Here is a 15807-nt window from a genome sequence, read left to right on the forward strand (position 1 = left end):
GGTCTTGCGTTTCCGACTCTACCAGACCGTTTCCGGCCCGATTTCGGCGGTGCTTTCCGGCCCCGTTTCGCTTTCGCTCCGGGCCCTTCCGGCGGTTCCGACTCTATCAGATCCTTTCGGCGTCTGATTCCCGGTCAGCGGGAGTTGTCTTTCCGGCCGTTGGGCCGTTCCGACGTCTCAAACTCTAGCGGGTTTCCCCGGCGACTCATAATCGAGTCCTTCGAAATGAATTTCGGCATGCCGAAATTCTTCCCGAGGGGAGATCGTGCTGGAGTAGAGGTGCCGCATCAGCGGCGGGAGTGGCTGCCGCAGGACCGTTCCGGCTCTGTGACAACTCGGAGAACACTACGCGTCCGGGAGGGGTGCGTCAACCCCCTCCCCTACCCCCGTCCCGCGGCCTCAATCCAGATCCGTCAGGCGGCCGCCGGCGTCGGGCTGGGTGAGCTCCACGCGGCGCAGGAGGCGGATGAGGACGTCACCGAGGACGCCCTTCTCCTCCGTAGTGAGGTCCTGGAGCAGGTCCTCCTCGAAGGCGGTGGCCATGCGCATGGCCTCCAGCCACTTCGTGCGGCCCTCGTCGGTCAGCTCGACGATCACGCGGACCCGGTTGTTCTCGTCGCGGTCCCGGGTCACCAGGCCCTCGCCCGCCATGCGGTCGATGCGGTGGGTCATCGCGGCCGGGGTGAGCCCCAGGCGCTTGGCCAGCTCGCCGGGGCCCAGCCGGTAGGGCTCCCCCGAGAGGACCAGGGTCTTCAGGACCTCCCACTCGGCGTTGCTGATGCCGAGGTCGGCGAGCTGACGCCCGTACGCCACGTTCATCCGCCGGTTCAGCCGGCCGAGGGCGGAGACGACCTTCTCGACCTGGGGGTCCAGGTCGCGGAACTCGCGCTGATAGGCGGCGATCTGCTCGTCGAGGCTCGGCTCCTGGAGGGCCTGCGGGCCGGACCGCGCGGGGGTGTCGGACATGCGGCGAGTATCCCACGGACCCCGTTGGCGTTGAAGTCCTTCCATGTGTACAGTTGAGGAGTTAACTTTAGTATTGAAGTCTTCAGGGTTCAGGGCTACAGAGCTGAACCAGCGATCGAAGTGGGTGAGTGTGACCGAGGCGAGGGGCGCAGCGATGCGCCGGATTCAGGCAGGCAGCGCGCTGAGCGCGTTCGGACTCGGCTTCACCGTGCCGTACCTCTATGTGTACGTGGCGCAGGTGCGGGATCTGGGCGCGGCGACGGCGGGCGTCGTCCTCGCCGTCTTCGCCGTGGCCGCGCTCGTGGTGCTGCCCTTCAGCGGGCGGGCCGTCGACCGGCGCGGTCCGGTGCCCGTGCTGCTCGTGGCCTCGGTCGTCGCGGCCGCGGGCGCCGTGGGGATGGGGTTCGCCGCCCACGTGCCGACCGTCGTGGGAGCCGCGGCGCTGCTCGGCGCCGGCACCGCCGTGCTCCAGCCCGCACTCGCCACGATGATCGTCTGGTGCTCGACGCCCGCGGGCCGCACCCGGGCGTTCGCCACGCAGTTCTTCCTGCAGAACCTGGGCCTCGGCGTCGGCGGCCTGATCGGCGGCCAGCTCGTCGACACCAGCCGGCCGGGCAGCTTCATCCTGCTGTTCTCGATCGAGGCGGCGATGTTCCTGGTGCTCGCCGGGATCGTCGGGGCCGTCCGGGTACCGGGCTCCCCCGCCCTCCAGGACACCCGCCCCACCGGGGCCGGCAAGGGCGGCGGCGTCCGCGCCCTGCTCGGGCACAAGGCGATGGTCCAGCTCTGCGTCCTCGGCTTCGTCCTCTTCTTCGCCTGCTACGGGCAGTTCGAGTCGGGTCTCGCCGCCTACGGCACCGAGGCCGCCGGCATCCAGCCCTCGGCGCTCGGCCTCGCGCTCGCCGCCAACACGGCGGTGATCGTGGTGGCGCAGTTCCTGGTGCTGCGGTTCGTCGAGCGGCGCAGGCGGTCCCGGGTGATCGCGGCCGTGGGCCTGATCTGGACCGTGGCGTGGCTCATCGCCGGATACGCGGGGCTCGGGCACGGCGGCCAGACCATGGCGACGGCGGCCTTCATCTCCACGTACGCCCTCTTCGGGCTCGGCGAGGCGATGCTGTCGCCGACCGTGGCGCCGCTGGTGGCCGACCTGGCGCCGGAGTCGCGGGTCGGGTCGTACAACTCGGCCTTCGCCCTGGTGAAGCAGCTGGCCCTGGCCGTCGGCCCGGCCGTGGGCGGACCCATGGGGGCCGCGCTGCACGGGCCGTACATCGTGACCTTCGTGCTCTTCTCGCTCGGGATCGCCTTCCTCGCCGTCCGGCTCGGCCGGCAGCTGACCCCGGAGCAGGACCTGCCCTCGTCGGCCCTCAAGCCGTCGAAGGTGGTCGCGCGGCACGAACCGGCCCGCGAGACCGCGTCCGCCCGGTGAGGACGGCCGGCGCCGCTTCCGGAGCTTCCTAGGCCGGACCGTCCTGGTTGCGCAGGGCGAACTCGCACCAGACCGCTTTGCCGCCGCCCGGCGTGCGGCGGCTCCCCCAGGACGAGGCGATCGTCGCGATGATCGAGATCCCGCGGCCCGCCTCGTCCTCCGTCTCCGCCCTGCGGCGGCGCGGCAGGTGGTCGTCGCCGTCCGTCACCTCGATGATCAGGCGCCGGTCGGTGCGGCGCAGTCGCAGGCGCATGGGCGGGGTGCCGTGCTGGAGGGAGTTCGCCACCAGTTCGCTGGTGGCGAGGACGCCCAGGTCGCACAGTTCGACCGGGAAGCGCCAGCTCGCCAGGACGCCCGAGGCGAAGGCACGCGCGCGGGGGGCCGCCTCCACTCCGCCGAGGAGGTCCAGGGCGGCGTTGTGGAACAGCTCCGCGTCCGCCCCCTCCCGTGCGGGGTGCTGGACGACCAGGACCGCCACGTCGTCGTCGTGGTCGGCGGTGACGCCCAGCGAGCGCAGGAGGCGGTCGCAGACCACCTGCGGGGTGCCGCTCGCCCCGGAGAGGGCACGGGCCAGGGCGGCGACCCCCTCGTCGATGTCCTCGCGGCGGCGCTCGACCAGGCCGTCCGTGTAGAGGACGGCGGTGGAGCCGGGCGGCAGGGCGATGGAGCCCGAGGTGTGCAGCCAGCCGCCGGTGCCGAGCGGGGGGCCGGTCGGGTCCTCGGCGCGGCGCACGGTGCCGTCCTCGTCCCGCACCAGCATCGGGAGGTGGCCGGCGGAGGCGTACACCAGCTTCCCCTCGTTGGGGTCGTGGACCGCGTACACGCAGGTGGCGATCTGGCTGGCGTCGATCTCGGCGGCGAGGCCGTCGAGGAGCTGGAGCACTTCGTGCGGCGGCAGGTCCAGGCGCGCGTACGCCCGGACGGCGGTGCGGAGCTGGCCCATGACGGCGGCGGCGCGAACGCCCCGGCCCATCACGTCCCCGATGACGAGCGCGGTGCGGCCGGCGCCGAGGGTGATCACGTCGTACCAGTCGCCGCCCACGGCCGCGTCGGTCCCGCCCGGCTGGTAGGTGGCGGCGATCCGCAGGTCGTCGGGCTGTTCCAGGTCCTGCGGGAGCAGGGAGCGCTGGAGGGTGACGGCGGTCTCGCGGTGCCGGCGCTCGCTGGCCCGGAGCCGTTCGGCGGCCTCGGCGTGGTCGGTGACGTCGGCGGCGTGCACGAGGACGCCGCCGCCGTCGCCGTCCGGCCCCGGGCCGTCGACGGGCAGGCAGGTGACCGTGTACGAGCCGCCCTCGCGGGTGCGGCGGGACTTGACCGTGCGGGGCCTGCCGCTGCGCAGCACCTGGTCCATGAGCGGCAGCAGGCCCAGCTCCTCGGCCTCCGGGCAGGTGTCGGCGACGGTGGCGCCGGGCGGGCGGGCGCCGAAGGCGGCGGCGTACGCCTCGTTGACGTACGCGATGCGGTGCTCCGGGCCGTACACGAGCGCGACCAGGCCGGGGAGGCGGCCGAGGAGCTCCCGCACGGGGAAGTCCTCCAGGGCGGGGACGCCTTCGGGCGGGGGCTCCGACTGCTGCCCGTACGCACCGCGGGCGGCGGGCACGGAGCCTTCGGTCCCCCGCGCCGTGCGGCGCTGCGTGCCGGGGAGCCGGGCGCTCCAGCGGGTGAAGTTCACGGATTCGTATGCCTCGTGGTGTCGGTGCCGTGCGGAGTCACGCTGTGCAGGTGTGGGCCCACCTATGGTCACACGCCCAGTGTGGACGGGTGCACTGACAGTGATGTCAGGACGACGGCTTGTCGTCGTCCCGGGGCGGGGAGGCGGCGAGTTCGAACTCGGCGCGCGGGTGTTCCAGCGAACCGAGCGAGACGATCTCCCGTTTGAACAGGCCGGACAGGGTCCATTCGGCGAGGACCCGGGCCTTCCGGTTGAAGGTGGGGACCCGGCTCAGATGGTAGGCCCGGTGCACGATCCACGCCGGGTAACCCTTGAGCCGGCGGCCGTAGACGTGGGCGACCCCCTTGTGGAGGCCGAGGGAGGCCACGGAACCCGCGTACGCGTGCGCGTACTCCACGAGCGGCCGGCCGCGCAGGGAGGCGGCGATGTTGTCGGCGAGGACCCGGGCCTGGCGGACGGCGTGCTGGGCGTTGGGCGCGCACTCCCGGCCGGGCTCGCCCGAGGTCACGTCGGGGACGGCGGCGGCGTCGCCGGCGGCCCAGGCGTGTTCGACGCCCTCGACGGTGAGGCGGGCGGTGCAGCGGAGCCGGCCGCGCGCGTCCAGCGGGAGGCCGGTGGCGGCGAGGAGGGGCGAGGGCCTGACGCCGGCCGTCCACACGACGGTGCGGGTGGGCAGGCGGGTGCCGTCGCTGAGCACGGCGATCCGGTCCTCGCAGGAGTCGAGGCGGGTCTCCAGCCGGACGTCGACGTTCCGGCCGCGCAGCTCGCGGACGGCGTACCGGCCCATCTCCCCGCCGACCTCGGGGAGGATGCGGTCGGAGGCCTCGACGAGGACCCAGCGCAGGTCGCCCGGCTTGATGTTGTGGTAGTACCGCGCGGTGTAGCGGGCCATGTCCTCCAGCTCCGCGAGGGCCTCCACGCCCGCGTAGCCGCCGCCGACGAAGACGAAGGTGAGGGCGGCGTCGCGGATCGCGGGGTCGCGGGTGGAGGAGGCGATGTCCATCTGCTCGATGACGTGGTTGCGCAGGCCGATGGCCTCCTCGACGGTCTTGAAGCCGATGCCGTGCTCGGCCAGGCCGGGGACCGGGAGGGTGCGGGAGACGGACCCGGGCGCCATGACGAGTTCGTCGTAGGCGAGCGTGGTCGGCCCGGTGCCCTCCTCGTCCGTGGCGGGGGTGGAGAGGACGGCGGTGCGCGCGGCGTGGTCGACGGAGAGGACCTCCCCGATGACGATCCGGCAGCGGCCGAGGACGCGGCGCAGCGGGACGACGACGTGGCGCGGGGAGAGGGAGCCGGCCGCGGCCTCGGGCAGGAACGGCTGGTACGTCATGTAAGGGTCCGGAGTGACCACCACGATCTCCGCGGTGCCGGCTCCGAGTTCCGCCCTGAGCCGCCGCTGGAGGCGCAGCGCGGTGTACATGCCGACGTAGCCACCGCCGACCACGAGAATGCGCGCAGGTTCGGTCACCGTCCCATGACGCACCCGCCGTCCGGGGTTTGTCCACAGGCTCGACGAATTGTGTGACGGGAGGGGTACGGAGGCGCGGGGTGGCGCACGGACGGAACACGGAGGAATCCGTCCAGGTCACGGCGGGTGGGGCGGGGCCGTCGCGGGGACGGAATCGGGAGTGATCCGGTCCTTGCTCCGATCGGGGGGCGCACCGTGCGGAACTTCCCCTTCTGAATTGACCCCGACTCAACTATGTTCGTAGTTCGTCGGGGTGTCGGGGCGAGCGCGTGGACCGGAGCGCTCGCCGGCCGGGAGCCCCGCATCAGGGCGGGGAGTCTCCGGGGGGAGACATCATGAGCGGGGGAACGCTTATGCAGATGCATGATTCGCGAGGGCAGTCGGGCGCCGGGACGGTGACCGCCGACGCCGGCCGTGCCGTGGCCGTGGGGGCCGACGGTGCCGGGCGCCACGAGGTGCCGGTGCAGGACGGCAGGTCCGCGCCGCTGCGGGTGGACGCCCAGCGCAATCTGGAGCACGTCCTGCGGGCCGCGCGCGAGGTGTTCGGCGAGCTGGGCTACGGGGCTCCGATGGAGGACGTCGCGCGCCGCGCGCGCGTGGGGGTCGGCACCGTCTACCGGCGCTTCCCCAGCAAGGACGTGCTGGTGCGCCGGATAGCCGAGGAGGAGACCTCCCGGCTGACCGAGCAGGCGCGGGCGGCGCTCGGCCAGGAGGAGGAGCCGTGGTCGGCCCTCTCCCGCTTCCTGCGGACCTCGGTGGCTTCGGGCGCGGGCCGCCTCCTGCCGCCGCGGGTGCTGCGGGTGGGCGTGGACGACCGCGTGCCGGAGACCGCCGCGGACGCGGACGGCGCCGAGGGCGGGGCCCGGGTGCCGTACCAGCGGGTGGGCGCCGAGCAGGCGGACGCGCGCGTGGTCGCGCCCCGGGGCGTGCCGGACGGCGAGCGGGACCCCGCGGGGACCACGGAACTCCTGGAGGTCGTCGGGCGTCTGGTCGACCGGGCGCGGGAGGCGGGTGAGCTGCGGACGGACGTGACCGTGGCGGACGTCCTCCTCGTCATCGCCACCGCCGCCCCGGCCCTGCCGGACGCGGCGCAGCAGGCGGCGGCCTCGGCCCGGCTCCTCGACATCCTGCTGGAGGGCCTGCGGTCGCGGTAGGGACGGACGCGGTAGGGGGACGGACGCGGCGGGGCGGTCCCCGTCGCGGGACGCCGGTCCCTGTCGCGGGACGCCGGTGCCGCCGAGGGCCCGCCGGTGCCGTGCGCCCCGGTGCCGTGCGCTTGCCGCCGTGGGGGCCCCGGGTGCTCCGGGGCCGCCGGCGGGAGCGGCGTCTTCCGCCGGGAGCGCGGGCCGTGGTCCGGGGGACCCCCGAGCATGACACGAACGTGTGAGCGGTCACGCCCGGACACGTGAAGTCGCCCCGGACGAGTGGTTCGCGGACGCGGCCCTTCGGCGTGCCCGCCCTCTGTGTCAGGCTTGGCCGGTGTTCGGGTCTGAGCGTGCGGACGGGGGCTTCCGCGATGAGCGGTGACGGACGGGACGAGCCGCTGGGAAACGGCGGCGCCACGGAGACCGGAGGCCTGCCTTCCCGGCAGGTACCGCTCCAGGGAGGGCCGGGTGGTCCCGGCGGTGTGCCGGGCGCGTCCGGGCCGGCGGGCCCGTCCGGGCCGCCGGGGCCGCTGCCGCCCGGGTACGCCGCGTCGCTCGACGCGAGCGTGCCGCAGCAGCGCGAGGGCAAATCCGCCGGAGCGGGGGGCGGTACGGAGACCGGGGCGGGTTCCGGGGTCGTCGCGGGGGCGACCGCCGGGACGGGACCGGTCGCGTACGACGGGACCGGCCCGTACGACGGTACGGACACGTACAACAGTACGGACGCGTACGGCGGTCCGGGCGCGTACGGCGGTCCGGGTGCGGGCGACGACGCGGGTGCGGACGACGGCTTCGACGGGACCGAGGGCGTCCTCCCGCCACCCGTCGAGCTGCCGCCCTCCGACTCCGAACTCGTCCAGCTCATGCGGGACGGGGACGACTCGGCGTACGAGGAACTGTTCCGCCGGCACTCCGAGGCCGTGCGCCGGTACGCGAGGACCTGCTGCCGCGACGCGCACACCGCCGACGACCTCACCGCCGAGGTGTTCGCCCGCACCCTCCAGGCGGTGCGGGGCGGGGCGGGGCCCGAACAGGCCGTGCGCGCCTACCTCATGACCACCGTCCGACGGGTCGCCGCGCACTGGGCCAGGACGCAGAAGCGGGAACACCTCGTCGAGGACTTCGCGGCGTTCGCGGCGGAGGCCGCCCGTTCCTCCGAGGTCTCCGACCAGGACACGATGGACCTCGGCGCGGACGTACGGGCCATGCACGAGGCCGAGCAGTCGCTCGCCATGCAGGCCTTCCGCTCGCTGCCCGAGCGGTGGCAGGCCGTGCTGTGGCACACCACCGTCGAGGAGGAGTCCCCGAGCGAGATCGCCCCGCTCTTCGGACTGACCGCCAACGCCACGGCCGTCCTCGCCAGCCGGGCCCGCGAGGGACTCAAGCAGGCCTACCTCCAGGCCCACGTCAGCCAGTCGCTGACGGCGGGCGGCGACTGCGCCCGGTACGCGGACCGGCTCGGCGCCTACGCGCGCGGCGGACTGCGGATGCGGGCCGAACGCGGCCTGCGCAAGCACCTGGAGGAGTGCGCCCGGTGCCGGCTCGCCGCCGGTGAGCTGGCCCATGTGAACGCCGGCATCCCCGCGCTGCTGCCGATCGCCGTCATCGGCTGGTTCGCCGCCGGGTACTCGCTCAAGGCGGCCGGCGTCGTCGCCGGCGGTGCCGTCGGGGCGGCCGGTGCGGGCGCGGCGGCCGCCGCTTCCGGGTCCACGGGCGGTGCCGCGTCGGGCGGCGCCGCCGAGGGGCTCGGCGCGCCCGCCAAGGCCGGCATCGCGGCGGCCGTGGCGATCGCCGCGGCCGCCGGACTCGCCTGGGCCATGGCCGGGGACCCGCGGCCCGAGGCCGCGCCCAGACCGCCGCGACCGGTCGTCACGCCGGTGGCGCCCCCGGAGGCCGCGCCGCCCGTGGAACCGGTGGCGAAGCCCGTACCGCCGGTCGTGTCCGTACCGCAGGAGCCCCCGGCGCCCGCGCCCGTCCCCGCGAAGCCGTCCCCGGCGCCGACACCGGAACCGACGCCGCCACCGGAACCGGCACCGCCGTCCCCGGAGCCCACGCCCGAGCCGACGCCGCCGCCCTCCCCGTCCCCCCCACCGGAGGAGCCCACCCCCACTCCCCCGCCCACGCCCACGCCGAGTCCCGAGAAGCCCTCGCCCAAGCCGGCGCCGCCGACCGTCTACCCGGTCGACGAGCTGGAGTACGGCATCTTCGGCGACGGCACCGAACCCGAGGTGTCGCTCTCGGAGAGCGGCTTCATGTGGCAGCGCGACGGACTCTCCGTCGGCGGCACCCGGTACGCGCACGGAGTGAGCGTCCACGCGCCGTCCTCCCTGGTCATCGACCTCAACCGGCAGTGCACGCGGTACGACGCGATGGCCGGCGTCGACGATCTGAGCGCCCTGTTCGGCCTCGGCGGCGTCCGCTTCTCCGTCTACGGGGACGGGGAACGGCTCTGGCGCTCCGAGGTGGTCGGGGCGGGCGATCCGCCCGTCCCGGTGCACGTCGACATCACCGGCCGCTCCACGATCCGGCTCGTGGTCGAGGAGGAGTCCCCGCTCGGGCGGGCCGTGATCGCCGACTGGGCGCAGTCCCGGATCAGCTGCTCCTGACGCCGTCCGGGCCGCTGTCCGCCCGTGCGGGGACCACGGGCTCCACGAGGGCGAGGACCCCGTCGGCGTCCAGGTCTCCGCCCGCCGTCAGGGCGGCGGCGAGACCCGGCTCGCCGAGGGCGGCCAGCGAACGGTCCCGCACCGCGTCGGCCTCGTCCCGCTCCGGAACCGAGCGGGGCACCCCCCGGCGCCAGGAGTCGGCGGCGGCCAGGGCCGCGGCGGCGAGGCGGTGTTCGTCCGCCCGGGACAGGGCGACCGCGACCCCCTGGCCGAGGAACGCGAGGACGAGGTCCGCGCACCGGGCGTCCCGCGCGGCCCGCAGCGCGGACACCGCGGAGCCGACGGCCGCGACGCCCCCGCCCCCGTACGCCTCGACCCGGGCGACGAGGCCGATGATCGAGGCCGTGAAGTGCGGCGGCGGGTTTCCGGCCTCGACCAGGAGGTTCGCCTCCTCCGCCTGGACGCGGGCCGTTTCGAACTCGCCCCGGTGGAGGGCGATGCAGGCGCGCAGGAAGCAGACGAAGGGCCGGACGTCCTGGACGTGGTAGCGCTCGGCCTCCGCCGAGGCCTCGTCCAGGCCCTTGGCGGCGGTCTCCATGTCACCGGAGCGGTAGGCGATCTCGGCGAGGCGGGCGATGAGGAAGGGGCTCTCGGCGTGGGCGCCCACCTCACGGGCGAGGCGGAGGGCCTCCTCGTAGTCCGCGCCGGCCTCCTCGTACCGGCCGCGCACCATGTTGGCCTCGGCCGCCGCGCTCGTGATCTGCGCCCCCATCCAGCGGTCGCCGACCCGGCGGGCGAGGGAGCGGAGTTCGGCCAGGTCCTCGTCGACCCCGGCCATGCCGCCGGGCATGTCGACGGCCATGTGCGTACGGAACATCAGGCTGACGCCGACCTCCCAGTCGCCCCCGTGGCGGCGGCAGTTGGCGACGGCGGTGTCGAGCAGTTCCCGGACCCGCACCGGCTCTTCGGTGAGGACCGCGGTGAACGGCCAGAGCAGCCCGGGGAAGCGGGCGGCCTCGGGGCCGGGCTCCTCCCCGAACGCGGACCGCACCCGCCGGAGCAGGGCCATGGTCCCGGGGTCGTCGCGCAGCTCCGAGACGGTGTGGCCCTCGATCACGAGGAAGAAGTACAGCATCCGCAGGCGCATCCGCGGCCAGTGGCGCGGATCGTCCGGGTCGGCGGGGTCGTCGCCGAGGGCGACGGCGCGTTCGACCCAGGCCAGGCCCTCGGGGCGGTAGTTGCGCAGCCACCAGAACCAGCCCATGGCGAAGACGAGGCGCAGGGCGGCACCCTCGTCGGGGACGGTGACGAGGGTGCGGTGGAGGGCGGCCCGGATGTTGTCGAGGTCGCGCTCCAGCCGTTCGATCCAGGGAATCTGCTCGCCGGAGCGGAGCCTGGGCTCGGCGGCCTCGGCGAGGGCCGTGAAGTGGGCGGTGTGGGCGGCGCCGGCGGCGGCGAGCAGGTCGGGGATCTCGGCGGCGCGCCCGGCCGCGTACTCGTGGATGGTCTCCAGGAGGCGGTAGCGCATCTCGCCGCCCTCCGTGGGGGTGGCCACGACGAGGGACTTGTCGACCAGGGCGCCCAGGGTGCCGGCGGCGTGCGGGGAGAGGGCCTCCGCGGCGGCGAGGTCCCAGCCGCCGGCGAAGACCGAGACCTGGCGGAGCAGGGTGCGCTCGTCCGGGTCGAGCAGGTCCCAGGACCAGTCGACCACCGCGCGCAGGGTCTGCTGGCGGGGCAGGACGGTGCGGGACCCGGAGGTGAGGAGCCGGAACCGGTCGTCCAGGCGGTCCGCGATCTGGCGGGGGGTGAGCAGACGCAGGCGGGCCGCGGCCAGTTCGATGGCGAGCGGCAGGCCGTCGAGGCGCCGGCAGATCTCGTCGACGGCCTCGCCGCCGTCCCGGGCGAGGTCGAAGGAGGGACGCACGGCGCGGGCGCGTTCGGCGAAGAGGCGGTGGGCGGGATCGGGCGGCAGGGGCTCCACGGGGCGGACCGACTCGCCGGGGACGCCGAGGGGTTCGCGGCTGGTGGCGAGGACGCGGAGCCCCGGACAGCGGGTGAGGAGGATTTCGGCGAGGGTGGCGGCCGCGCCGATCACGTGCTCGCAGTTGTCGAGGACGAGCAGGAGCGGGCGGTGGGCGAGGTGCTCGACCAGGTGCGCGGTGGGGTCGCCCTGGGGGGACGCGCCGTCGCGGGTGATCAGGTTGACCTCGCGGAGGCGGAGCGCGGAGAGGACGGCGCCGGGTACGGCCTCGGGGTCGTCGAGCGGGGCGAGTTCGGCGATCCAGGCGGCGGGGCCCTCTGTTCTCAGCGCGGCCTCCTCCGCGAGCCGCGTCTTGCCGCTCCCGCCGGGGCCGGTGAGCGTGACGAGGCGGCAGCGGTCCAGGTCCGCGCGGAGCGCGGCGAGCTCGGGCTCCCGGCCGACGAAGGAGGTGAGCCGGGGGCGGATGTTGCCGGGTATGCGGCCGGGGGCCGGAGCCTCGCCCGGGTGCGGAGAGGGGGCGGGGTTTCGGAGCGGGGTCGGAGCTTCGCCCGAGTGCGGGGAGGGAGCAGGGCTTCGGAGCGGGGCCGGGGCGGGGCCCGGGGGTGTGCTCGGGGTCGGATGGGGGTTCGGGGACGGGGGCGGGTGGGGGGCCGCGTACGGGGTTGGGCGGGGGTCCGGATACGGATACGGCCGGGGGTCCGGACACGGCTGGGCGTCCGGGCCCGGGGCTCCGGCCGGGCGGCCGCCCCGGAGGGCGTCGGCCTCCTCCGGGGACGGGGGCGGGGACGGGGACGGAGCCTGGGCCGAGCCGGTACCGGTACCGGTGCCGGGGACAGGGGCGGGGGCGAGGCCCGTGCCGGGTGCCGGCGGGGCGGGGGCGGGCCGGGGCGGGGTCCGGCCCGTGAGCAGCTCGCGGTGGAGGGCGGCGAGTTCGGGGCCGGGGTCGGCGCCGAGCGCGTCCGCGAGGGTGCGGCGGGCGGACTCGTAGGCGGCGAGGGCGTCGGCGTGGCGGCCCTCGGCCCGCAGGGCGCGGATGAGGTGGACGCGGAAGGCCTCGTCGTACGGGTACGTGGCGGTGAGCTCGGTCAGCTCCGGTACGAGCCCGTCGGTGGCGCCCCGGCGCAGGTCCGCCTCGACGCGGCGGCGCAGGGCCGCGAGCCGCTGGGCCTCGGGCCGGACGCCCGCCGGGCCGGGCAGGTCGGCGAGGGCGGGGCCGCGGAAGAGTCCGAGCGCCTCCCGGAGGAGGGCGGCGGCGGTCTCGGGATCGCCGGAGTCCAGGAGGGCGCCCGCTTCGGCGGCCCGGCGTTCGAAGACGTACAGGTCGATGTCGCCGGGGCCGGCGGCGAGCCGGTAGCCGGGCCCGGGGGTGGACGCCACGGCCTCCCTGCCGAGAATCCGGCGCAGGCGGCCGACCAGGGCCTGGAGGGCGGCGGGCGCGTCCTGCGGCGGGTCGTCCCCGTACACGTCGTCGGCGAGTTCGCCGGCGGAGACGGCCCGTCCGCCGCGCAGCGCGAGCGCGGCGAGGAGCGCGCGCAGCCGGGCACCGCCGAGGGGAAGGGGGGAGCCGTCGGGACGAAGGGCCTCGGTGGGGCCGAGGATCAGATACCGCACCGGTCCATTGTGGCCGCCGGGCCGTACGTGCGCCTCGGGGTTTCCCCGGGGCCGACCCGGAGACGGTGGGTGTCGGGGCCCCTCTCCGGAGTGGGGGCCCGCGGTGGTTCACGCGGGCAGCGACCGTGACGCCGGGACCAGCGGGCCCTGGACCGCGCGGTGGGCGCGGGGTTCCGCGGTGCTGGTCCAGCAGGAGCCGCGGCGGGCGAGGAGGCGGTGGAGCCAGAGTTCGGTGGAGACGAGGTCGGCGAGGCCGTCGAGGGAGACGGGTTCGCCGTCGGCGGCGGCGCGCAGGGCTCCGCGGACGACGCGGGCCTCGATCAGGCCCGCGTCCGCGAGGAGCGGCGCCTCGAAGAGGGCGAGGAGCCGGGGGAGCGCGGCCCGCAGGCCCGCGCGGACGGCGGCGGCCGGGACGGCCGGGTGGGGGGCGCCCCAGCCCGGCGGCAGGTCGTGGATGCCCGCGCCGGACAGGACCGCGCGCAGGACGCCCGCGCGGGCGTCCGGCTGGACCCGGAGCGATTCGGGGAGGACGCGGCAGGCCCGTACGACCTGGTTGTCGAGGAAGGGGGCGTGCAGGCGCTGGCCCCGGATCTCGGCGGCCTGTTCCAGGACCCGGTGGTCGGCGGCGGCGCGGGCGAGGGCGGCACGCGCGCGTGCCTCGCCGGGGCGCTGGACGGAGGCCGGGAGGGTCGCCGCCCGGTTCAGGCGAACCGATACTTCGGCCAGCGCCTCCCCCGTCAGCCACCGCGCGGCGGGCCCCGGTCTCGACCAGGCGAGGGCGGAGAGGGAGGCCTCCAGGGGGCCGAAGCCGTCGGGGGCCGTGCGGTTCGCCTCCAGGACCCGTGCGGCTGCCGCCTCCAGGCCCGCCCGGTACGGGGTGCGGGCCAGCTTCCGGGCCGCCCGGTACACGGTCAGCGGGACCAGGAGCGCGCCCGCCGAGGTCCCCGTGGCCTTGGCGAGCGCGGTGACGGGGCGGACCAGGGAGCGTCGCCTGCGGTCCATCAGGAGGTCGGCGAGGCGCGCCGGGTGCGCGTCCAGGACCTGCCGGGCGCCCATGCCGGTGAAGTGGTCGGCGCTGCCGCCCGCGAGCCGCCGCCGGTGCCGTTCGGCCGTGACGAGGGCGGGGCCCGGTTCGTCGGTGAGCGGCCCGTCCAGGGAGGCGTACGGAAGCGCCTCCTCGCCGGCCGCGACGACCACGTGGTGCAGGCGCGGGTCGGCGGCCAGTTCCCGGGCCCGCTCCAGTTCGTCCTCGCGGCCGGCGCCGGACCGGTTCGCCAGGTCGTTGAAGGTGACGGCGAGCAGCCGCTCCCCCGCGCCCGCGCCGTGGCCGGTGATCGTGCCCGGGACTCCCGGGAGGCCGGCCGCCAGGAGGGCGAGCGTGCCGGAGGCGCTGCCGCCGGACAGGTCGGCGCCGATGCCGGGCGCCGGGCCCGCGCCCCGGGCGGCGCGCCGGTCGGCGGGGCCCATGCCGGGGACGGGGCCGGGGTCGGGGAGGGGGGCCTCGGGGGCGTGCCGGGGTGCGGTGAGCCGGGCCCGTACGGCTTCGACCAGGGCGTCCCTGACGCCCTCGACGGCCTGCCGGGGGTCGGACTCGGGGGCCGCGACCGCGAGCGAGGCGACCTGTTCGTAGCCGGTGATCTCGCGGGAGCCCTCGCGCAGGATCAGCGCGTGGCCGGGCGGGACCCGCCGGACCCCTTCGTACGGGGTGGAGTCGCGCAGCGCCTCCGGGGTCTCGGGGCAGGCGAGCAGGGCGGCCAGGTGCCCGATGTCGAGCTGGGCCTCGACCAGGTCCGCGAGCGGGAGAGCGGCGGTGGCGTACGCGGTGCCGCCCTGCCACGGGGTGTGGAACACCGGCCGGGCGCCCGCGAGATCACCCGTGACGGTGATGCGGCGGCCGGCCTTGACGACGGCGGTGTAGCTGCCCGGCCAGGCCGTGAGGTGACGCAGGGCGCCGCCGCGCGCGGTGAGCAGGCCGAGGCGCAGTTCCTCGTCGCCGGCGGCGCAGCAGCCGAGGACGGCGAGGCGGGTGTGGTCGTCCACGGCCACGACGCGCACTTCGTCGGGGCGCCAGTCGCCGACCGCCCAGAGGGGGTCGGGGCCGCCCCAGAGGAGCTGTGCGCCCACCGGTTGCACCGTGCGCCCCTCGGCCGCCGGGCGGTCGTGGCCGGGGCCGTACCCGTCGCCCGGGCCCGGGTCCGCCGGGCCGTACGAACCGTACGAGCCGTGGGGGGAGTACGCGTCGCGGGAGCCGTACGCGTCCTGGGAGGAGTACGAACCGTACGGGCCGTTCCCCGTCCCGGCCCGTGTCCGTCCGGTCGTTGCGAAGCTCGCGGCGACACTGCTCCAGCCCACCAGCCATCGCATCGGCGCCTCCACGTCCGTTTCGGTGGGAGACATGCTGCCACGACAACGGCGCACGGGGCGGGGTCCGGGGGCACGGGCGCGAAAGCCGAATGCGCCCCTGGCATGAGCCAGTTGGACACCGGTGACATTCGGCCAAATATCGACCGCCCCCGGGAGGTTTGAACCGCGTTCGGCCGCCGATGGAGCACCGGTGGGGGTGGCCCGTCCCGTACGGAGCCACGGCTGTCCGGGAGGCGGTTCCGCCTCCCGGTGCCGTCCGCCGCCCGCGGGGAATGGGGCGGCGATGTCCCCCGGCCCACTGGTCCGGGACTCCGGTCCCGGTCGAACGGGCCGACCCACGCGATAACGATGGAAGCCCCCTCCCGCTCACGGAACGAGAGCGCACGGCCGGGCGCACGGCCACACGGGCGGAGCGCGTACGGGCCGGCCGATCCCGTTCATCGGCCGATCACACAACAATCTCGCCATACGGAACACCGCCCCTTAACGGTAGGGATGCGGCGAACTACCCTGTGTTTACGAATGCCGCACGCCTATGCCCGGCGTCGTGGCAGCCGTCTGTGCTGTC

Annotated in this window: 8 protein-coding genes; 3 read left to right on the forward strand and 5 right to left on the reverse strand. The window is 75.7% G+C overall.

From position 1 onward, the window contains the following. Positions 1–399 precede the first annotated feature (399 nt). Positions 400–966: a MarR family winged helix-turn-helix transcriptional regulator gene (locus ACZ3IL_RS09225; RefSeq protein WP_467388245.1), complete on the reverse strand. Its 567-nt coding sequence runs from the start codon at positions 964–966 to the stop codon at positions 400–402. Positions 967–1120: 154 nt separating this feature from the next. Here ACZ3IL_RS09225 and ACZ3IL_RS09230 point away from each other — a divergent pair, with 154 nt between their 5' ends. Continuing rightward, positions 1121–2392 (forward strand): MFS transporter, encoded by a 1272-nt coding sequence (locus tag ACZ3IL_RS09230; RefSeq protein WP_467388246.1) that lies wholly within the window; start codon positions 1121–1123, stop codon positions 2390–2392. Positions 2393–2420: 28 nt separating this feature from the next. On the opposite strand, the gene ACZ3IL_RS09235 is transcribed toward ACZ3IL_RS09230, so the two are convergent. Then, on the reverse strand, positions 2421–4064 hold the full coding sequence (locus tag ACZ3IL_RS09235) for an ATP-binding SpoIIE family protein phosphatase (protein ID WP_467388248.1): 1644 nt from the start codon (positions 4062–4064) through the stop codon (positions 2421–2423). A 106-nt stretch (positions 4065–4170) separates the two neighbouring features. After that, the gene (locus ACZ3IL_RS09240; protein ID WP_467388250.1) at positions 4171–5532 is read right to left on the reverse strand and encodes an NAD(P)/FAD-dependent oxidoreductase; all 1362 of its coding nucleotides are present in this window, start codon (positions 5530–5532) and stop codon (positions 4171–4173) included. 353 nt (positions 5533–5885) lie between these two features. Here ACZ3IL_RS09240 and ACZ3IL_RS09245 point away from each other — a divergent pair, with 353 nt between their 5' ends. Next, on the forward strand, positions 5886–6686 hold the full coding sequence (locus ACZ3IL_RS09245; protein ID WP_467388252.1) for a TetR/AcrR family transcriptional regulator: 801 nt from the start codon (positions 5886–5888) through the stop codon (positions 6684–6686). A gap of 362 nt (positions 6687–7048) precedes the next feature. Beyond that, complete coding sequence (locus ACZ3IL_RS09250; protein ID WP_467388254.1) at positions 7049–9283, forward strand: sigma-70 family RNA polymerase sigma factor; 2235 nt, start codon at positions 7049–7051, stop codon at positions 9281–9283. On the opposite strand, the gene ACZ3IL_RS09255 is transcribed toward ACZ3IL_RS09250, so the two are convergent. Both ACZ3IL_RS09255 and ACZ3IL_RS09260 read right to left on the reverse strand, forming a co-directional pair. Continuing rightward, positions 9270–12875 carry an AfsR/SARP family transcriptional regulator gene (locus ACZ3IL_RS09255; RefSeq protein ID WP_467388256.1) on the reverse strand — a complete coding sequence of 1202 codons (3606 nt, stop codon included), beginning with the start codon at positions 12873–12875 and terminating at the stop codon, positions 9270–9272. The two genes, ACZ3IL_RS09250 and ACZ3IL_RS09255, sit on opposite strands and share 14 nt — an antisense overlap. 108 nt (positions 12876–12983) lie before the next feature. Continuing rightward, entirely contained in the window at positions 12984–15239 is a 2256-nt protein-coding gene (locus ACZ3IL_RS09260) for an asparagine synthase-related protein (RefSeq protein ID WP_467389258.1), read from the reverse strand. Between the last annotated feature and the right edge of the window lie 568 nt (positions 15240–15807).

The organism is Streptomyces sp. NPDC014907 (assembly GCF_055562975.1).

Bases quoted from the DNA above. Each gene is read 5' to 3' on its own strand.
- ACZ3IL_RS09225 (WP_467388245.1), bottom strand. From the start codon at position 966: ATGTCCGACACCCCCGCGCGGTCCGGCCCGCAGGCCCTCCAGGAGCCG.
- ACZ3IL_RS09230 (WP_467388246.1), top strand. From the start codon at position 1,121: ATGCGCCGGATTCAGGCAGGCAGCGCGCTGAGCGCGTTCGGACTCGGC.
- ACZ3IL_RS09245 (WP_467388252.1), top strand. From the start codon at position 5,886: ATGCAGATGCATGATTCGCGAGGGCAGTCGGGCGCCGGGACGGTGACC.
- ACZ3IL_RS09250 (WP_467388254.1), top strand. From the start codon at position 7,049: ATGAGCGGTGACGGACGGGACGAGCCGCTGGGAAACGGCGGCGCCACG.
- ACZ3IL_RS09260 (WP_467389258.1), bottom strand. From the start codon at position 15,239: ATGCGATGGCTGGTGGGCTGGAGCAGTGTCGCCGCGAGCTTCGCAACG.